Origin of the sequence: Metabacillus lacus (assembly GCF_009674805.1) — a bacterium.
In the GTDB taxonomy this organism is placed as follows: Bacteria; Bacillota; Bacilli; order Bacillales; family Bacillaceae; genus Metabacillus_C; species Metabacillus_C lacus.
The window spans coordinates 151,708-170,303 of record NZ_WKKI01000001.1; the positions used below are offsets into that span (position 1 = coordinate 151,708).

An 18,596-nucleotide genomic window follows, 5' to 3' on the forward strand; every position below is an offset into this window, starting at 1 on the left:
ATTAGTCATATTGTTAGAGAAAAGACATATTTTAGACACAATATTTATAATAGCTTTGATAAACTATAATAGAATTGGATTTTGGATTTTTAGGAGGAAGACCCATGGCAGATTTGAATATCTTCTTGGCATTTGGTGCGGGGTTTTTATCATTTATTTCACCTTGCTGCCTGCCGCTTTACCCTGCCTTTTTATCCTATATAACAGGGGTTTCGGTAAGTGAAATAAAAAATGAAAATGCAATGTTGAAAAAGAGAAGCCTTCTTCATACTGCATTCTTTCTAGCAGGATTTTCGATCATCTTCATAGCAATGGGCTTTGGAGCTTCTTTTATCGGGCAGTTTTTTATTCAATATCAGGATTTGATTCGGCAGCTCGGAGCTATATTCATTATCTTTTTTGGTTTCATGGTACTTGGCGTATTCCAGCCCTCCTTCTTCATGAAAGAAAGAAGAATTGATATTAAAAGCCGGCCATCAGGCATTGCAGGATCTGTACTCATTGGAATGGCTTTCGCAGCAGGATGGACCCCTTGTACAGGGCCAATTCTCGCCGCAGTCATTAGCATGGCCGCTGTTAATCCTGGTTCAGGTATGCTGTATATGGTAGCATATTCTCTTGGCTTTTCTATTCCATTTTTTATCCTTTCCTTCTTTCTTGGAAGTCTTCAATGGATTAAAAGAAACAGTGCTTTTATAATGAAAGCAGGCGGTACCCTGATGATCTTTATGGGTATTGTATTGTTTTTTGACTGGATGACAAAATTCATTATCATCTTTTCCGATCTTTTCGGCGGATTTACAGGATTTTAGTTCTAAAAGCACATTTGATTTGAATATTTGAGTCAAAAGGACTATTCTTTGTTGGGATATTTGGTATAATAAAATTAATAATTTGGTCTGAGTGATTCGGGGGAGGAATTCTCATGGCAAGAATTTTAATTGTAGACGATGCTAAATTTATGAGAATGACGTTAACTAATATACTAACCGCTGCTGGATACGAGGTAGTAGGAGAAGCTGAAAATGGTAATGAGGCTGTCCACCTGTTCAATACGTTACTGCCTGACCTTGTTACTATGGATATCACCATGCCTGAAAAGAACGGCTTAGAAGCATTGCGGGAAATTAAAAAAGTGCATTCTACTGCTAAAATCATTATGTGCTCAGCGCTCGGACAGCAGAAAGTTGTTGTTGAAGCTATAGAAGCAGGAGCCAAAGATTTTATCATGAAGCCTTTTGAAGAGGACAGAGTAATAGAAGCAGTTCAAAGAGTGTTGAGCTATTCGTAAAGACCATTTGGAAAAATTTTTTAAATGGTTTTTTGTATGCTGTAATTAGTATATAATATAGAGAGATCCTAAAAGCAAGAGGGTGAAGATAAAATGATGGTCATTGCCACTTCTTTCATGGCGGTACTCATGGGGTCTTTAGCTTTGTTTGTAAGAATGAAGGCTTCGAGGAAGCCTGCAACTGCAAAAAAGATCATATTGCCGCCTATCTTTATGAGTACAGGAGCGTTGATGTTTTTTCATCCAATGTTTCGTGTTACGCCTTTAGAATTTTTGGAAGCCATTACAGTCGGCATGATATTCTCTATTCTGCTTATTAAAACTTCCAAATTTGAAATCAAAGGTGAAGAGATTTATCTCAAAAGGTCAAAGGCATTTGCATTTATACTTATAGGGCTGCTGGCAGTCAGAGTTATTGGAAAGTTTTATCTTAGTGAATCCATAGATGTTGGAGTACTGAGCGGGATGTTTTGGATACTGGCCTTTGGCATGATTGTTCCGTGGAGAATTGCCATGTACCTATCCTTTCGAAAGCTTCATCACCAGATTAAGCCGCCTCATATTCAGGCAACGTAGTAATGTACTGAGAAGAACTATATAAAAAAAGGTTCAGGATTTAGTCCTGAGCCTTTTTTATAATTGTAAAGGTTATACTTATCTGCATAACATTTGCTATGAGCCTTAATTAAAAATACCAATCTAAAAAAGCGCATGATATTGTGAGTAGTCTATATTTTTTTCTTTTAGCCGTTTAATCAGAAATTTGTGATCTCGTTTTGGTGTTGCCATAATATAGCCTCTGATAACCAGATCCTGAGTAATATTTTTGGCATTTTCAACATATGCAAGTTCACCTATTTTACCAGCAATCTTAGCTTTTGCTACATCTCTGAAAAGCTCCGGAACAGGTGATACCAGTTCATTCAGCAGCTGTTTCTCCTCATTATTCCATAAGTGCAGTGTAAGCTGAATATAGTGATCCTGCCAATCCAAATCAGACCTGCCATCCTCTTTTGGCAGCCTTTTCAAAAATTTGCGGAACATAAAAAAGCCTCCTATTCCCAGCATCGCTGCTAAAAAAACTACCCAGAAAAGGATAAACCATAAAAACCATCCTGATAGCATGATGATCCCCCCAACTACAATCTACCCATTATTATACAGCAGCGATAAAAAGTTGAAAATAGCTGATTGCAGCTTAGCACTTCCTAATAATCATATATCGAGTTCAGTCCGACACATTTCGTATATAAATGCTAATTTTGCTCAAAAAAAATAAGTGAGTGACATATTACAGTTTTAAAAAAGAACAGCTGTTAGAAGCTGTTCTTGAGGCAGTTAATCGTTATTTTTCTTTGTGTTTTGATGTAGTAAATTTCGCAGGATATAAGTTTTGTACAGTTCCAGCTTTCGTCTCTCGACAGGGTGTTTGCTTATGCCCTGCTTCTTCAATTCCTGAATATACCAGCCCTTCGTTCCATAGTACGCCATTGTCATTCTCCTCTCTATTTGTATGAAATCATATGACTTCAAATAAGAGGGTATGACAGTTACCTAATTGTTTTTTGGAATATGATGCTGTCCAGTTCTTTCAAAAGTCTTGGGAACTTATTATTCTTGATGTCTGGAATTAAGAATAAAGTCCAGCCGTTTCTTCTAACCGCTTTAGCTTTAGCTTTACGCTCTCTTTCTGCATCTGGATGAATAGTAAAAGACATGACTGCAATTTTCTGGAAGGGCAGCGCTACAGGTATTCTGTAGAAATCACAGTATATGGATGTTTCTACATAATGACCTTTGAATAGTAAGTAGTTATAAACCTTCTTTTCTAAATTTGTTAACCCATTGTCCTTTTCTAGGAAACAAACCTCATCTACCGGAATATAATGCATATAAATCATTAACAGAAAAATAGGACCCCAAATAAAAAGAAGAAAAAACATCATGACATTCAGCAAGATTCTCACCTCATTAATAGCTTTAGCTAATGATGCATTTTTATCTTGCCAAAATTCTGTTAAATTTCACCATATAACTGAAGTCCCGGAAATGAGAAGGAAAAGGGTGTTTAAGAATGTCAATACTTCATTATTACTGCGATTATTGTATGAATCTAGAGACAGAGAACGGAACATGCAAAAATTGCGGGAACAAAGAAATGAAAAAAATAACAATTAGTGTACAAACTCACAAGGCTGATAAAACAAAATAACCGGCAAAACTTGCTTGCCGGTTTTCTTTTATTGATTCAATGCTGTATCAGCAGCTGGAATATTGATTGATAATTCTATTTCTCCAGTGGGATTTTCAATTGCAGGTGTACCGCCGTTTTCTTCAAAGGCTGAAGCAGATTTTGAAGTTTCTATATTTCCTACTCTTACAGCATTTCCAAAATGAACGACACCGCCGGATATGTGATTGATGAATAAACTCTTAATGTAAACTCCCAAATGTAATCCCCTCACAATAAGATTCTCTTCATATCTTATGTACAGGATAACTATGGTGTATAAGCTGTTTTCCTATTTATAGAAGGATAAGAATAATTGAATAGGCAGCTGATCCAAGGAAAAAAGCACCGAAATGGCTTTCTTTTTCCTCAGGCAGTTCTTCTTTCAACACATTCAGAACGATACCTCCTGCGAGAAAGGCAAATAGAAAAGATAATATTAGTTCATTCACTTCTACTGTAACGCCAATCAGCCAGCCGAACAATATGGCACCAGCTAAAATCCATCTGCCCTTATGGTCGTACACATGTTCATGTGATTCTCTTAGACTGTTGTCATTTGAAAGAAAATGAACTGACAATGCAATAAAATAAAGAGCCATTTCAAAAAAACCTTCATTTTCTCCACGTACAAGGAGATAGCCTATCAAAGCATTATAAATCGTAAATGAAATAATATGTATCCAGAATACCCGTGCGTATTCGTCACTGTTCTTACTGATTTTCTTAGAAACCTTCACCATTCTTTCCAGTCCGTAAAAGGAGGCAAGCCCAGCCATTGCTACGATGTAAATATGATGATTGAGAAAGTTCATCCATCCATCGTTCAGTCTGTCATCAATCTGCTGCTGATGCATATTCAGTTCAGGCAGCAAGTGAATGAACACATAAGCTACAGAAATCCCGCCTGCAATGGATAACAGCTTGCTGCGTGGAATTGTATGAAGAAAAGTAAGGTACTTTGAATACAAATGTACAAAAATAAATCCCAGTGCGTAGACCAGTGTGTACCATTCCATCGAGGATCCCCCTTTCAAAGTTACGCTACCCGTTCTAAGCTCTCTTAAACCATCACTAACAATGGTTATGGTAAGATGAAAATAGATTGAATGGAGAAAAGGGGGAACAACAATGCTGCTGCCGTCTTTCAGCTTAAAAGGAAAAGTAGCTTGTATTACAGGTGCAGGAAGAGGAATTGGAAGGGCGCTTGCGATTGGCTTTGCAGAAGCAGGGGCAGACGTGGGCTTGATGTCTAGAACAGAAAAGGATTTATTAGAGGTCGCCGCTGTCATTGAAGAAAAAGGACAAAAGGCATATATTCTTCCTGGAGATGTTACAAAAAAAGAAGATATTGATTCTGCTATAAACACTTTGCATCAACAAGCTGGAACCATTGACATACTCGTTAATAATGCCGGTATAAATATCAGGACACCAGCTTTTCATGTTACGGAAGCCGAATGGGATACGATTATGCAGACAAACATCAAATCTGCGTTTATGGTTTCACAGGCAGCTGGTACAGTGATGAAAGGAAAAGGGGAGGGTGGAAGAATTATTAATATTTCTTCCGTAGCAGGACATACTGCTCTGCGGACTGGAGTTGTATATGCCTCCGCAAAAGCTGCGATGATTCAAATGACTAAGGTTCTCGCATTTGAATGGGGAGTACATAAGATTCAGGTGAATTCAATCGGACCTTGGTATTTTGAAACTCCTTTAACGAAAGAGCTGCTATCAAATTCAGAATATGTAGATGAAATTTTATCTGTCACGCCTCTGAAGAGAATTGGCCGGCTGCCTGAGCTTGTCGGTCCGGCAGTATTTTTGGCTTCTGATGCAGCAAGCTATATTACAGGACAAACGCTGTTTGTTGATGGCGGGATGACAATTCACGGTTTTTAAACAGCTTCCTATTTGGGTAGATACTATAAACAAGGATGAGCGAAATGCTCATCCTTGTTCTGCTGCATCTATAGTTATTGTTTCAGGTGTACTTCCTACATCGTTTTCCTTGTCGATTACAATTTCTAGTATTCCATTTTGGTATGTTCCATAAATATGCTTGCTGCTTAATGTGAATGGCAATTCAACATATCTTTCTGACAAGTGCTGATTTTGGTTCACTAGAATAAAAAGCTGTTTTCCCTTTTGCCTTACCTGTATGTCACAAAGTTTGGCAGATGAAATTTCTGCTTCAATAATATAAGTCGTGCTCGTTTCAAATAAATCAATTCGAAAAGAATACTCATCCAGTGCACTTGTAAAAGGGTCTTCAAAAAACTGTTCAACCCATTCCTCAAAGCATTCAAGATCAGATGGCATGGAATATTTCCGTTTGTCCAAGATGATCCCCCATTTACCAATTCTAAGCTATATTATGCACAGAAAAAGGGTATTGTGAAAAAGGATCAAAATATCACAAACCTGCAGAGCTGTTACTTGTGCCGAAAAATAAAAACAGCACTTTATTCACTAGATGTCTTGTACTCCTAGAAACAGGACAGGACGGCGGATAGGCATGTATTAGCACGGGATATGGTGCGCTCTTTGCATGACTTCCTTGGATTGTGTTTTCTACATTGTCCAGCTCCACCGGCCAGCCGCTCGAGGTCATAAGCTGTCTTGGCCATAAGGGCAAAGAGCGCCCTTACGGCCAAGCCATCTTATGCTTGTCGCGGCTGAGCAGGCCGGTTCCGCTTTTCTACATTGTCCAGCTGCAGGCGCCAGCTGCTCGAGGTCATAAGCCAATCCTCTCAAAAAGGCAAAGAGCGCCTTTTAGAGATGCTCGTCTTATGCTTGTCGCAGCTGAATGGGCGCCTTCCGCTTTTCGGGTTGTCCAGCTCCAGGCGCCAGCCCTTCGAGGTCATAAGTCAATCCGGCCTGAAGGTTAAAGAACAACCTTCATTCCGGCTCGTCTTATGCTTGTCAGGGCTGAACGGGCGCCTTCCGCTTTTCTATAGGTCATGGCCCGAGTGCTGCTTTTGACGGGAGTGGTTTCTGTTTTTTACTTTTTTTGATCCGCTGAGAGGTTCAGGCTGGCTTCCCTGGTTTCCCTTTGGTGCATTCTTTCTCATGTCCTTGCCTGTGTTCTTGTTAGTCATGATGTATCACCTCTATAGTTTGATGGTTGGTTTTTATTAATTGTTTACAACTCAATGTTGTTTTGTAACTTCAGCGTTTTTGTTTATCTCTAAAGTAAGTGGTCAGCTACGCTTTTGTTTCATTTTCTCCCACAGTCTATAGTGTCTGCAGGTTCACTTTATTTCATGTGAAGCATTTCTTTGGAGTTGTCAAAGATTTTTGTATTTTAAAAAAATATTAAATGTTTAAATCTATAAGGGAAACTTATGAACTTTAATAACATCATTGATATTTACTTATGTATAAAGTTGTATTAAGATTAAATTGTGTAGAATTTATGGTGGGAGAAACCCGTCTTCCGGCTATGTCCGTTAGAATGTTTAAGGGGGAAATTAAAATGTCCAATCAACAGGTGAAAGACCATGATGTGTTTCAAGCTCGAAAGCAATTTGAGCTGAACGGCAAAACTTATAATTATTATTCATTAAAAGCATTAGAAGATGCAGGAATCGGCCAAGTGACACGCTTGCCTTATTCCATTAAAGTTCTTTTAGAATCTGTCCTGCGTCAATTGGACGGGTTTGTGATTAAAAAGGAACATGTTGAAAATCTTGCTAAATGGGGCACGAAAGAAGTAAAAGAAATTGATGTTCCTTTCAAGCCTTCCCGTGTTATCCTGCAGGATTTCACAGGTGTACCAGCGGTTGTTGATTTAGCTTCGCTCCGTCAGGCAATGTCTGAAATGGGAGGAGACCCGGATAAAATTAATCCTGAAATTCCCGTTGATTTGGTTATTGATCACTCCGTTCAGGTTGACAGAGCTGGGACTCAGGATGCACTGCAATTTAATATGGAACTTGAATTTGAAAGAAACGCAGAAAGGTACAAATTTTTAAACTGGGCAAAGAAAGCGTTTGATAATTACCGCGCTGTCCCGCCGGCTACAGGAATCGTTCATCAGGTAAACCTTGAATATCTGGCTGATGTAGTTCATGCTGCAGAAAAAGATGGAGAGCTGCTTGCTTATCCTGATTCACTAGTAGGAACAGATTCTCATACTACTATGATTAATGGAATAGGCGTTCTGGGCTGGGGTGTCGGAGGTATTGAAGCAGAAGCCGGGATGCTTGGCCAGCCGTCATATTTCCCTGTGCCTGAAGTAGTAGGTGTTAAACTGACTGGAAGCCTTGCCAAAGGTACAACCGCTACTGACCTTGCCCTGAAAGTAACTCAAGTGCTCCGCCAAAAAGGTGTGGTAGGAAAGTTTGTAGAATTTTTCGGACCTGGTATTTCAGAGCTGCCGCTTGCTGATCGTGCAACAATTGCAAACATGGCTCCGGAATATGGAGCAACCTGCGGGTTCTTCCCAGTTGATGAAGAAACGTTGGATTACATGCGTTTAACCGGACGTTCTGAAGACTTGATTTCTCTTGTAGAATCTTACAGCAAAGAAAACAGCCTTTTCTATACTGCCGGTTCTCAAGATCCTGTTTTTACTGACGTGGTAGAACTGGATTTGGCAGAAATCGAACCAAATCTTTCCGGTCCAAAAAGACCTCAGGATTTGATTCCGCTTTCAATGATGAAAGAATCTTTCCATAAACACCTTTCTGCTCCTTTTGGCAATCAAGGCTTCGGACTTGATCCAACGGATATAAATAAGGAAATTGCCGTTGATTTTGCAGACGGCAAATCAGTGAAAATGAAAACAGGGGCTATCGCCATTGCAGCGATTACAAGCTGCACAAATACTTCAAATCCTTATGTACTTGTAGGAGCAGGGCTTGTAGCTAAAAAAGCAGTTGAAAAGGGCCTTCAAGTTCCAGGCTATGTAAAAACTTCACTTGCTCCTGGCTCTAAAGTAGTTACAGGCTACCTGAACAACTCAGGATTAATGCCTTATCTTGAAAAACTCGGTTTCAATACAGTTGGTTACGGTTGTACAACATGTATCGGAAATTCCGGCCCTTTGGCAGAGGAAATTGAAAAGGCAGTAGCTGAAGCAGATCTGCTGGTCACATCTGTTCTTTCAGGAAACAGAAACTTTGAGGGGCGGATTCACCCGCTTGTAAAGGGTAACTATCTTGCTTCACCTCCTCTAGTGGTTGCTTATGCATTGGCCGGTACAGTTGACATTGATCTTGCAAACGATTCTCTTGGCAAAGACAGCGAAGGAAATGACGTGTACTTCAAGGATATCTGGCCTGAAAGAGAAGAGATTCTTAAAGTAGTGAAACAAACGGTTACTCCAGAATTGTTCAGAAAAGAGTACGATACTGTTTTTGATGATAATGAAAAATGGAATGCGATTGAAACAACTGATGAAGCGCTGTATGTGTGGGACAATGACTCTACCTATATTCAAAGCCCGCCTTATTTTGAGGGCCTTTCTCCTGAGCCGGGAACAGTTGAACCGCTGGCAGGCTTAAGAGTAGTTGGGAAATTCGGTGACTCTGTTACAACAGACCATATTTCTCCTGCAGGCTCAATTGGTAAAGATACACCTGCAGGCCTGTATCTTCAGGAGAAGGGTGTTACACCAAGGGAGTTCAACTCTTACGGATCCCGCCGCGGTAATCATGAAGTTATGATGCGCGGAACTTTTGCAAACATCCGGATTCGCAATCAGATTGCTCCAGGAACAGAAGGCGGCTATACGACTTTCTGGCCGACTGGTGAAGTAACAAGCATTTTTGATGCTTGTATGAAGTACAAAGAGCAGGGTACCGGCCTTGCAATTCTTGCCGGGAAAGATTACGGTATGGGAAGCTCGCGTGACTGGGCAGCAAAGGGAACAAACCTTCTTGGCATTAAAACTGTTATTGCAGAAAGCTTTGAGCGTATTCACAGAAGTAACCTTGTACTCATGGGCGTATTGCCGCTGCAGTTTAAACAAGGAGAAAATGCTGATACTTTCGGTTTGAATGGAAAAGAGCGCCTTGAAGTTCAGGTTGACGAATCTGTCAAGCCGCGTGATTTTGTGAAGGTCCGTGCAACAGCAGAAGATGGAACAATCACTGAGTTTGAAGTGCTTGTCCGCTTTGACAGTGAAGTGGAAATTGACTACTACCGTCATGGTGGTATTCTGCCTATGGTTATTCGTAACAAACTGCAGTCTTAATGACGAAGAGGGATGCACATGCATCCCTCTTTTATATGATGTCTGTTCATTTGCGGCGGAATTTTGTACAATGAAACAAGCAAAAGCTGTCCTATTGTATGGTACTGAAACATATGCTGTAGTAATTTACTTTCTTGGAGGAAATATGAAAAAAGTACTTGCGATTTCATTGCTTGTTTTTTTACTGGGTTATGCTGTATGGGAGTTTCAGTTTAAAGAACCGGTTATTGGACTTGAAAGCGGAAATGCAGCTCCTGATTTCACATTGGAAACCATTAGGGGTGAGACTGTCACCCTTTCTGACTTGAAGGGAAAAAAAGTGCTGTTAAATTTTTGGGCTACATGGTGTCCGCCGTGCAGGGAGGAAATGCCTGCCATGGAGAAAATTCATGAAGGTTACGGAGAATCTGTCGTTGTTCTCGCTGTTAACTTTACCAGCAGTGAATCCAGCAGAGAAAACGTATCTCAGTTTGTGAACGACCTGGAGCTAACTTTTCCGGTTGTACTGGATAATGAAGGGATTAATGCAGATTATCAAATTTTCAATTACCCGACTACATATGTCCTTAATGAAGATGGGATTATAGAAAGTAAATATGTTGGGGGAATGACATACGACATCATGAAAAATTTACTGCAGCTGTAAGAGCCAGAGTGATCATGGCTCTTTTTTTTATAGCCATTAAATGAAACAAAACTTTTGCCCTTTGTAATAATTTTCACTAAATTTGGACATTAATAGAAGAGATAAGGAGGTGCGGGCATGAGAAAAATAAAAAAACGAACATTTGAAGAGCTTGTTTTGGAAAACAAGAAAGAATTGATGAAAGATGAAGACTTTTTGAACAGGCTGGAAGAGAGACTGGAGGAAAAGCTGATAGAAAAGCTCTCTTAATTCTCCCATATTCTTTCTCTTATGATAACTGCCAAAAAGGGCTAACCTATGAGTTGAGGAGGGGATGAAAGTGACTAATTCCAATAATAAACAAAGTCATTTTGCACCTAACCATATCGGCACAAAGCCGCGCGGTTTTGGCGGAAATAAAGGTAAGCAAATGCAAACTAAAAGTAACCAACAGCCTCAGGTTCTCCAGACTAAAGGAGAGTAAAGCTGTTTCATGTTCAACAAGACAGCAGGTCTACTTTAACTTTCTATAAGCAGAGAAAACATTGCAGGAGGGAATTTGTCATGAGCAGCCAAAAATACAGCCAGCCTAAACCTGATGATCGTTCTGATAATGTCGAAAAACTTCAGGATATGGTTCAAAACACCATTGAAAATATTGAAGAATCGCATGAAACCCTTCAATTTGCTTCTGCTGAAGAACGGGAACAAATACAGTCAAAAAATCGCAGAAGAGAAGAGTCCATCCAGTCAATGAGGAATGAAATAAGGGATGAAGCAGCTGCAAGAGAAAATGGATATCAATAAACCAGGAGATTTCCTGGTTTTTTTTGTTGTAAGAATGTTATATCAGCATGCAAACTATATCGTTCTTAGTGGTGAATATAAAGGGATTCTGTTCAACAGCCTTCAATTTGTCAGCTGGGCGCTGCAGGGGGCGCTCAACATCTTCATATGCTAATATAGATATGAGAAGTTGTAAGAAAGGAGAGCAGCTATGCTGATTTCAAAAAAGGAAATTGAAGTAAGATATGCAGAAACAGATCAAATGGGAGTTGTCTATCACGCTAACTATCTGGTTTGGATGGAAGTTGGCAGAACGGCTCTGATTCAGGAGCTTGGATTTTCCTACGCAGAAATGGAAAAAGAAGGGATCATCTCCCCGGTAGTAGATCTTCAAATCAGCTATAAAAAACCGCTAACTTATGGTGATACCGGGCTGGTACATACATGGGTGGAAAGCTATAATGGTTTCAAGGTTGTCTATGGATATGAAATAATGAAAGAAAATGGCGAAATTGCAGCTGCTGGAACTTCTGTTCATGTATGTGTGAAAAAAGATAACTTTAAACCGATACAGTTCCGCAGACACTATCCTCAATGGCATAAAGCTTATGAAGATGCCAAAAAGAAGGAAAATTAATGGCTTTCGGCATTAATAGAACAGAATTAAAAAAGTGGAAGAAAACAGCCAAAAAAGGTGAAATAGCAATTCTCACTCATTACTGGTTAGATGAAAGGTTCCCTGATGCTCACTGTGTGACAAAAGTAGGTTGCTGTGATGTTGAAAAGCTGGAGGAATGGGGCACACGCTTTGGCTTGGACCCAAAATGGATTGATAATCATCCTGAATATCCGCATTTTGATTTGTTCGGGGAAAAACAGCTGGAGATATTGTCTGCTTATAAAAAGGAAGAAATGATGAAAAGATTTCGAATTAATTAATGACCGGCCGGCTGAATTGCAAAGCACCGGGATTGCCTTCCAAGCTGGAAAGTGTTCCCGGTGGAAATTTATTATCTAAGAAGCGGGATGTTGATAGGAAAAGCTGGGCTCGTCAGCCTCTTCATCGAAATTCACAACCAAGTCATTGTTATCAAAATACCACAAGTCACTTTCTTCTATAAAAAATGTAATGCCGTGCTGCTCCCTGCTTACACCAGCATTTACTGGATTTTCATTTTGCACTCCAAGTGAAAAGCCTTGCTGTACTGTGCTGCAGCCCCCATATCTTGCAAAAAAACGCAGATGGGCACGTTCCTTCAGGTGCATTTCCTTCTTATACCACTGTGCTGCTTTCTGGTCGACTAAGATATCCATGTTCTCAGCTCCTTTTACATACTAATTTCATTATAAAGGTAGACGAAATGAAAAACCATTCGTGAACACTGAATTTAAATATCAACCTTGAAAATAAACCTTACTATTGTAAGTAGAATTAAATTAGACAGGCTTAAAATCATTTTTTCTGCAAAAGAAGCGGGACACTAAATATAGAAAGAGGGAAAAAAATTGTTGATAAGAGCTGCTGAAGTAAAGGATGCCTGCAGCATAGCAAGAGTTAATATTGTAAGCTGGCAATCATCTTATAAAGGACTAATTTCTAAAGAGTTTCTGGAGACTATGAATCAGCAGCAACAGGAAGAGAAATGGAATAAAATACTGTCAGCTTCAAGTGCAAATTCCCGGACGTTTGTTGCTGAAGATGAGTCAGAAGGAATTATAGGCTATATTAGCGGCGGTGTTTCTCGAGATGATAACATACTAACATATAAAGGTGAATTATATGCAATTTACCTTTTAGAGCATTTTCAGAGAAAGGGAGTAGGTAAGAAATTACTTTTTGAATTGTGCACTTTTCTAAAAAATGCAGAAGTGCCCAATATGTTTGTATGGGTGTTCAAGGAAAACCCTGGTAAAAATTTTTATATATCACATGGTGCCGAGCTAATCACTGAGGAAGAAGTGGTAATAGGAAGGCAAAAACTGGTGGAGCGCTTATGGGTGGAAAAGTATCCCTTTATTCAGTAAACATAATTGATTTACACTGAAAAGTCTATAGCAATTCCCCCGGGCAATCGCCTTAGGGGAAATTGCTTTTACTTGCTGTAGACTTTCCCTTTGTGCTTACTAACGGCGATGCTCAACCAGGTCGATAACTCCTAGTACTACATGTGCTAAACCAAATCCAAAGATTGTGTTTGCGATCATTTTGTTAGAGCCCCTGTTCTGCTTCATTGCATAACCGGCAGCCGTAACTGCAGTACCAAGCGCAGTAGGAATAAAACCTTCACGCATTGTATTCATCATCAGTCCCCCTGGTTCGCGTTAGTAGCTCTTTTTTTATAGAAGAGCATTTATAGTGTAACCTTTTCTATAGGGTATATCCCCCTGCTTATTAGGCAATTAACTGATTAAGAGTGCGCTAACTGAGAGATGAAACTCATTAAGGATGGGAGCGTTTCACCAGTGAAATATTGATATCTGCATATCGACAGCAGCCCCTTTTATTCCTATTCCAGGCTGCCTAAAAATTCTTCAAGGGAGGAAAATAGCAAAAACCCTTCCCATTTTTCTGCAGTTTTTATTCCATTAAAAATTGGATACTGAGGATCAGTCACGTCTGCGAAGATAGGTTCATCTTCTTGCGAATCAGAACCCAATACTGTTCCAATTACAAACCAGCTTTCCTGCCATTCTCCGTCCTCTTTCCCAAATAAAAGAGTACCATCTTTGCTGACTCTGCAGCCTACCTGGCCTTTATCAATAGAGTCTATGTCAAAAAGCTGTATAGCAAGTGTCTGAATTTCTTCATCTTCTGAACTCAAATAGAGTATACGATTTTCAACTTTTTCGATCGCAGCAAGAATGTCTGCTATTTCTTCTGTATACATGTAATGCACCCCGTTTCTTCATCACAATAAATTACAGCTCTATTCCCGACAGCAGCATTTCATAAACAGAGGGTAAGGCGTTATGATAGTCTTTTCATGATACTATATAAAAAGGTTGCCTTAAATTTTCTTTTGTGGTATAGTAATTAAGCGATGAGCTGAATTGTGTAAGCCGGAAAACATGCCTTATGGCACGTACGAATGTGGCGTACGGTTTTTCGCCTCAATACGCAAGGCACCTGTTTTATACAGGTGCCTTTTTATTTTGCTTTTTAAAAATTCTTCAATCAAAAAACACTGCTGCATCTTATAAAAGGGACCGATTCGGTCTCTTTTTTTTAGAATACAGTATAGGTGTACAAGAATGATAAATGGTTCCTGTTATAAAAAAGGATACAAATTATTTATTAATAATTATTATAAATAAGTATTGACTATAAAGTTGAATTGAATATAATTATCAATATAAGCTTTTTACATAGAAATAGGGGGAGATAAAATGGACCATAACATCAAACATCATCATTTAACTACGAATCAAGGAGTACCAGTAGGGGATAACCAAAATTCCAGAACTGCCGGCCAGAGAGGACCGACTCTCCTGGAAGATTATCATTTACTTGAGAAACTTGCTCATTTTGACAGAGAGCGAATTCCCGAAAGAGTCGTTCACGCGCGAGGAGCGGGAGCATACGGTGTGTTTAGAACCGAAAATTCCATGAGTCAATTTACCAAAGCTGAATTTTTAAGTGAAGCAGGGAAAGAAACACCTGTGTTTGTCAGGTTTTCCACTGTTATCAACGCATCAGGATCTCCAGAAACTCTTCGTGATCCTCGCGGTTTTGCTGTAAAGTTTTATACACAAGAAGGAAATTATGATTTGGTCGGCAACAATCTTCCTGTATTCTTTATAAGAGATGCTATGAAGTTTCCAGATATGGTTCATTCTTTAAAACCTGCACCAGATACAAATGCTCAAGATCCTGATAGATACTGGGACTTTATGTCTTTAACACCAGAATCCACTCATATGCTGACTTGGCTGTTCAGTGATTATGGCACACCTGCCAACTACCGTGAAATGGATGGTTCTGGAGTACATACCTTTAAGTGGGTAAATGAGTACAATGAAGTTGTTTACGTGAAGTATCATTGGAAACCTGTTCAAGGTGTAAGAAACTTGACTGCAGCTCAGGCTGCTGAGATTCAAAAAGACGAATTTAACCATGCAACAAAAGATTTAAGGGAAGCGATCGATAAAGAAAACTTTCCGCAATGGGAGCTTTTTGTTCAAATTATGCCGCTCCAAGAGTATGATTCCCTTGATTTTGATCCTTGTGATCCTACCAAAGTGTGGCCTGAAGATGTGTATCCGCTGCAAAAAGCAGGAACAATGTCGCTGAACCGCAACCCGGAAAACTTTTTCGCAGAAGTAGAGCAATCTGCTTTCTCTCCAAGTGCCCTCGTGCCTGGAATTGAAGCTTCAGAAGATAAGCTGCTTCAGGGAAGATTGTTTTCTTACCCAGATACACAGCGTCACCGTTTAGGTGCCAATTATCTGCAGATTCCGGTTAATTGTCCATTTGCGCCTGTACGTAATAACCAGAGAGACGGCTTGATGCAGACTAAGCAGCAGCCTTCAACAATCAATTATGAGCCTAGCCGCCATGCCGCTGAGCCGGCACCTGCTCCTCAATACCGTGACAGTGTGCAGCCTTTGCCTCAAGGCTTTATTACAAGAGAAAAGATTGAAAAGCCAAATGATTTTAAACAAGCGGGTGAACGCTACCGCTCATTCTCACAAGAGGAAAAAGACAATCTAATCAGCAATCTTGCTGCTGACTTAAAAGATGTTAATGAGCGTACACAGCTGCTTGTCATTTGCAACTTCTTTAGAGCAGATGCAGAATACGGCCAAAGAGTAGCCAAGGCTTTGAATATTGACATTTCCGAATTCTTAGGACAGTTGGTTTAAAACATTTTCAAACCTTATACTTTATAAATAATGGATGAAATAACACTAAAAAGAGCATTTGATTTCAAATGCTCTTTTGTTATTTCTCATTATATTGTATCTTTTGCAGACCCCGTAAAAGAGTTGCTTTCATCAAGGAACTAAACAGCTCCCGCTACAAAATCCGTTAAAATAAAATAGTGAGTAGTTCACTGGGGAGTTCTCGCACTGCAGGGACTTTGCGATAAAGGACTGATTCACAAAGCTAAGTCGGTGTTAATTAATGTTGCAGGAGGCGGCGTTGAAACTTTTGCGTTGCAAATTGCCAAATTACACGGCGCCGAAGTCACTTGTGTGGACAGTAAGAAAAATTAGATACACTCACATTTCTCGGTGCTGATTATGTGATTGATTACAGCGAAGAGGATTTTACCAAAAAAGGACAGTCCTATGATTTAATACTTGATGTGGCAGGTAGCCGGTCAATCTTTGATTACAAACGGGCACTAAATCCAAAAGGAATATATGTGATGATTGGAGGCACTACGTCCCTCATTCTGCAGTTAGTGCTTCTCGGACCGATGATTTCAAAAACAGAAAATAAGAAAATGACAATCCTTATTCATAAACCAAACAAAAAGGATCAAAACTTTTTAAAAGAACTTTTCATTGCTGGAAAATGTGCACCTTTTATTGGTAAATCTTTCTCGTTAAATTAAACGGAGGAAGCGATTCGTTATCTTGGTGAAGGAAACGCCAATGGGAAGGTCGTCGTCTGCATGGAAAGTAGTCAGACTTAATCAAAGATACTATTGAATTATTTAGAGTGTTACAAGTCCTATAAAATAAATTTGTGAACCATTACACTTCAACTAACGACGTGTCACGAATTGATTAACATTTCCTCGCAATATAAAAAAGGGCTTAGACAGCCCTTTTCACCAATACTTTTCATCTTCCTGCTCTGTCTTTTGAACAGCTTTTTTAAATTTAATAAATTCAGATATTGCCAGCAGTCCTGCGATTGTAATACCTGAACTCAGCAGAAATTTTTTATTCATAGTATTCAGCTCCTTTTCGTAGCTTATTAAAGGGATTTCCCTCTGTTGAGAAGGAATAAACGATTTATCTCAAGAAGTTTATTACACTCTCAGGAGGTGAATGTAATGGATAGGGAGGCGAAGAATTTGAAAACATGGAATAACTATATAAACGGTGATTGGGTAGAATCAGAAGAAAAAATAAACGTTGAAAATCCTGCTACAAAAGAGGTGATTGCGGAAGTTTCTAAGGGAGGGACCAAAGAAGCACAAGCTGCTGTTGATGCTGCTTATCAGGCCCTTTCAAAATGGTCTTCGCTTACAGCTTATGAAAGAGCTGAATATCTTGAAAAGTGGCATGAATTAATCAAAGCACATACAGAAGATATCGGTCGTCTTATGACAGAGGAACAGGGAAAACCATTAAAAGAGGCTGTGGGAGAAGTAACATATGCCAATGGATTTATTAAATGGTATGCAGAAGAAGGAAAAAGAATATACGGTGAAACTATCCCGGCGTCTTCTGCTGATAAACGCCTCTTTGTTATAAAACAGCCAGTGGGTGTAGTGGCGGCCATTACTCCTTGGAACTTTCCTGCAGCCATGATAACAAGAAAAGTGGGTCCAGCGCTTGCAGCAGGCTGTACAGTAGTCATTAAACCGGCATCTTCTACGCCATTAACTGCATTGAAGCTGGCAGAGCTTGCAGAAAAAGCGGGTATACCAAAAGGCGTTATAAATATCATCGCCGGATCTTCAAGCGATATCAGCAAGACTTGGCTAAAGGATGCCAGAGTGAAGAAATTGTCATTTACAGGATCAACAGAAGTTGGCAAAAAGCTGATGGAAGGCTCAGCGGAAACGATGAAAAAATTGTCGCTTGAACTAGGCGGGCATGCTCCTTTTATTGTATGGAAAGATGCAGATCTTGATAAGGCAGCAAAGGGGCTTGCGGCATCTAAATTTAGAAACGCGGGGCAGACTTGTGTTTGTACAAACAGAGCTTATATCCATGATTCCGTATATGACCAGTTTCTGGAGAAGTTCATGAATGAGTTTCAAAAATTAAAGATAGGAAATGGGCTTGAAGAAGATGTGACAATTGGCCCTCTTATTGATGAAGATGCGCTTAAAAAGGTACAGGAACACATTGCTGATGCAAAGGAAAAGGGTGCAAAGATCATTGAAGGTCCAAGCGTTCCTGATCATTTACAGGGCTATTATATCAACCCTGTGATTGTTGATGGAGCAAAAGATGATATGCTGTGCATGAATGAAGAAACGTTTGGACCCCTGGCACCGCTTACTCGTTTTCATACCATGGAGGAGGCAGTAGAACGTGCCAACAACTCTCCATATGGCCTGGCAGCCTATGTGTATACTGAAAACATTACGCAAGGAATTCAGCTGGTTGAAAAGCTGGAGTATGGCATTGTCGGATTGAACGATGGAATGCCGTCAACACCTCAGGCTCCATTTGGGGGAATGAAGGAAAGCGGACTGGGGAGAGAAGGCGGTACACAGGGAATGGATGAATACTTGGAAGTAAAGTATATATCTTTAGGGCTTTAATCAGA

General features: G+C 39.7%; 25 protein-coding genes and 1 pseudogene. 15 read left to right on the forward strand and 11 right to left on the reverse strand.

Translation table 11 applies throughout. The features are described 5' to 3' along the window. The first annotated feature begins 104 nt into the window (after window positions 1–104). The 3 genes from GJU40_RS00765 to GJU40_RS00775 all read left to right on the forward strand — a co-directional run bounded on the left by GJU40_RS00765 (window position 105) and on the right by GJU40_RS00775 (window position 1,867). Complete coding sequence (locus GJU40_RS00765; RefSeq protein ID WP_154305822.1) at window positions 105–812, forward strand: cytochrome c biogenesis CcdA family protein; 708 nt, start codon at window positions 105–107, stop codon at window positions 810–812. A gap of 113 nt (window positions 813–925) precedes the next feature. After that, window positions 926–1,291 (forward strand): response regulator, encoded by a 366-nt coding sequence (locus GJU40_RS00770; RefSeq protein ID WP_154305823.1) that lies wholly within the window; start codon window positions 926–928, stop codon window positions 1,289–1,291. A 93-nt stretch (window positions 1,292–1,384) separates the two neighbouring features. Beyond that, window positions 1,385–1,867: a CcdC family protein gene (locus GJU40_RS00775; RefSeq protein WP_154305824.1), complete on the forward strand. Its 483-nt coding sequence runs from the start codon at window positions 1,385–1,387 to the stop codon at window positions 1,865–1,867. A gap of 123 nt (window positions 1,868–1,990) precedes the next feature. Here GJU40_RS00775 and GJU40_RS00780 read toward each other — a convergent pair whose 3' ends face one another. From GJU40_RS00780 to GJU40_RS00800, 5 genes are all read right to left on the reverse strand, one after another. Further along, window positions 1,991–2,416, reverse strand: a complete 426-nt coding sequence (locus GJU40_RS00780) for a DUF2621 domain-containing protein (RefSeq protein WP_154305825.1) — start codon at window positions 2,414–2,416, stop codon at window positions 1,991–1,993. 213 nt (window positions 2,417–2,629) lie between these two features. Further along, entirely contained in the window at window positions 2,630–2,782 is a 153-nt protein-coding gene (locus tag GJU40_RS00785) for a YflJ family protein (protein WP_154305826.1), read from the reverse strand. Between the two features lie 59 nt (window positions 2,783–2,841). Beyond that, a complete protein-coding gene (locus GJU40_RS00790; RefSeq protein ID WP_170289285.1) occupies window positions 2,842–3,249 on the reverse strand; it encodes a hypothetical protein in 408 nt (135 codons plus the stop codon). A 282-nt stretch (window positions 3,250–3,531) separates the two neighbouring features. Then, window positions 3,532–3,741: a hypothetical protein gene (locus GJU40_RS00795; protein ID WP_154305828.1), complete on the reverse strand. Its 210-nt coding sequence runs from the start codon at window positions 3,739–3,741 to the stop codon at window positions 3,532–3,534. Window positions 3,742–3,817: 76 nt separating this feature from the next. Beyond that, window positions 3,818–4,540 (reverse strand): hypothetical protein, encoded by a 723-nt coding sequence (locus tag GJU40_RS00800; protein WP_154305829.1) that lies wholly within the window; start codon window positions 4,538–4,540, stop codon window positions 3,818–3,820. A 112-nt stretch (window positions 4,541–4,652) separates the two neighbouring features. Here GJU40_RS00800 and GJU40_RS00805 point away from each other — a divergent pair, with 112 nt between their 5' ends. After that, window positions 4,653–5,426: an SDR family NAD(P)-dependent oxidoreductase gene (locus GJU40_RS00805; protein WP_154305830.1), complete on the forward strand. Its 774-nt coding sequence runs from the start codon at window positions 4,653–4,655 to the stop codon at window positions 5,424–5,426. 48 nt (window positions 5,427–5,474) lie between these two features. On the opposite strand, the gene GJU40_RS00810 is transcribed toward GJU40_RS00805, so the two are convergent. Together GJU40_RS00810 and GJU40_RS00820 are read right to left on the reverse strand one after the other, a co-directional pair. Further along, window positions 5,475–5,867, reverse strand: coding sequence for an Hsp20/alpha crystallin family protein (locus GJU40_RS00810; protein ID WP_154305831.1), 393 nt, complete (start codon window positions 5,865–5,867; stop codon window positions 5,475–5,477). Window positions 5,868–6,478: 611 nt separating this feature from the next. Beyond that, window positions 6,479–6,625: a small acid-soluble spore protein P gene (locus GJU40_RS00820; RefSeq protein WP_154305833.1), complete on the reverse strand. Its 147-nt coding sequence runs from the start codon at window positions 6,623–6,625 to the stop codon at window positions 6,479–6,481. Window positions 6,626–7,002: 377 nt separating this feature from the next. Here GJU40_RS00820 and acnA point away from each other — a divergent pair, with 377 nt between their 5' ends. The 7 genes from acnA (at window position 7,003) to GJU40_RS00860 (ending at window position 12,076) form a co-directional block, all read left to right on the forward strand. Beyond that, a complete protein-coding gene (gene acnA / locus GJU40_RS00825; RefSeq protein ID WP_154305834.1) occupies window positions 7,003–9,726 on the forward strand; it encodes an aconitate hydratase AcnA in 2,724 nt (907 codons plus the stop codon). A 145-nt stretch (window positions 9,727–9,871) separates the two neighbouring features. Continuing rightward, window positions 9,872–10,372: a TlpA family protein disulfide reductase gene (locus tag GJU40_RS00830; RefSeq protein ID WP_154305931.1), complete on the forward strand. Its 501-nt coding sequence runs from the start codon at window positions 9,872–9,874 to the stop codon at window positions 10,370–10,372. Between the two features lie 117 nt (window positions 10,373–10,489). Next, a complete protein-coding gene (locus GJU40_RS00835; RefSeq protein ID WP_154305835.1) occupies window positions 10,490–10,621 on the forward strand; it encodes an FbpB family small basic protein in 132 nt (43 codons plus the stop codon). Window positions 10,622–10,685: 64 nt separating this feature from the next. Next, window positions 10,686–10,835 carry an acid-soluble spore protein N gene (locus GJU40_RS00840; RefSeq protein WP_154305836.1) on the forward strand — a complete coding sequence of 50 codons (150 nt, stop codon included), beginning with the start codon at window positions 10,686–10,688 and terminating at the stop codon, window positions 10,833–10,835. 80 nt (window positions 10,836–10,915) lie between these two features. After that, window positions 10,916–11,158, forward strand: coding sequence for a small acid-soluble spore protein Tlp (gene tlp, locus GJU40_RS00845; RefSeq protein WP_154305837.1), 243 nt, complete (start codon window positions 10,916–10,918; stop codon window positions 11,156–11,158). Between the two features lie 190 nt (window positions 11,159–11,348). After that, on the forward strand, window positions 11,349–11,774 hold the full coding sequence (locus GJU40_RS00855) for an acyl-CoA thioesterase (RefSeq protein WP_154305839.1): 426 nt from the start codon (window positions 11,349–11,351) through the stop codon (window positions 11,772–11,774). Further along, a complete protein-coding gene (locus tag GJU40_RS00860) occupies window positions 11,774–12,076 on the forward strand; it encodes a hypothetical protein (protein WP_154305840.1) in 303 nt (100 codons plus the stop codon). Before GJU40_RS00855 ends, GJU40_RS00860 begins: the two co-directional genes overlap by 1 nt. Before the next feature lie 75 nt (window positions 12,077–12,151). Here GJU40_RS00860 and GJU40_RS00865 read toward each other — a convergent pair whose 3' ends face one another. Beyond that, window positions 12,152–12,451 carry a HesB/YadR/YfhF family protein gene (locus tag GJU40_RS00865; RefSeq protein ID WP_154305841.1) on the reverse strand — a complete coding sequence of 100 codons (300 nt, stop codon included), beginning with the start codon at window positions 12,449–12,451 and terminating at the stop codon, window positions 12,152–12,154. A gap of 192 nt (window positions 12,452–12,643) precedes the next feature. Here GJU40_RS00865 and GJU40_RS00870 point away from each other — a divergent pair, with 192 nt between their 5' ends. After that, complete coding sequence (locus GJU40_RS00870) at window positions 12,644–13,162, forward strand: GNAT family N-acetyltransferase (protein ID WP_154305842.1); 519 nt, start codon at window positions 12,644–12,646, stop codon at window positions 13,160–13,162. Window positions 13,163–13,261: 99 nt separating this feature from the next. Here GJU40_RS00870 and GJU40_RS00875 read toward each other — a convergent pair whose 3' ends face one another. Together GJU40_RS00875 and GJU40_RS00880 are read right to left on the reverse strand one after the other, a co-directional pair. Then, window positions 13,262–13,438, reverse strand: coding sequence for an asparagine synthase (locus GJU40_RS00875; RefSeq protein ID WP_154305932.1), 177 nt, complete (start codon window positions 13,436–13,438; stop codon window positions 13,262–13,264). A 206-nt stretch (window positions 13,439–13,644) separates the two neighbouring features. Continuing rightward, window positions 13,645–14,025, reverse strand: a complete 381-nt coding sequence (locus tag GJU40_RS00880; RefSeq protein ID WP_154305843.1) for a hypothetical protein — start codon at window positions 14,023–14,025, stop codon at window positions 13,645–13,647. 499 nt (window positions 14,026–14,524) lie between these two features. Here GJU40_RS00880 and GJU40_RS00890 point away from each other — a divergent pair, with 499 nt between their 5' ends. After that, window positions 14,525–16,000 (forward strand): catalase, encoded by a 1,476-nt coding sequence (locus GJU40_RS00890; RefSeq protein WP_154305845.1) that lies wholly within the window; start codon window positions 14,525–14,527, stop codon window positions 15,998–16,000. 380 nt (window positions 16,001–16,380) lie between these two features. Continuing rightward, window positions 16,381–16,698 (forward strand): annotated as a pseudogene (locus GJU40_RS00895) (zinc-binding dehydrogenase); the annotation flags it as partial. A 219-nt stretch (window positions 16,699–16,917) separates the two neighbouring features. On the opposite strand, the gene GJU40_RS21180 reads toward GJU40_RS00895, so the two are convergent. Further along, the gene (locus tag GJU40_RS21180) at window positions 16,918–17,040 is read right to left on the reverse strand and encodes a hypothetical protein (RefSeq protein WP_281350650.1); all 123 of its coding nucleotides are present in this window, start codon (window positions 17,038–17,040) and stop codon (window positions 16,918–16,920) included. A 105-nt stretch (window positions 17,041–17,145) separates the two neighbouring features. Here GJU40_RS21180 and GJU40_RS00900 point away from each other — a divergent pair, with 105 nt between their 5' ends. Next, the gene (locus GJU40_RS00900) at window positions 17,146–18,591 is read left to right on the forward strand and encodes an NAD-dependent succinate-semialdehyde dehydrogenase (protein WP_154305847.1); all 1,446 of its coding nucleotides are present in this window, start codon (window positions 17,146–17,148) and stop codon (window positions 18,589–18,591) included. The last annotated feature ends 5 nt before the right edge of the window (window positions 18,592–18,596 follow it).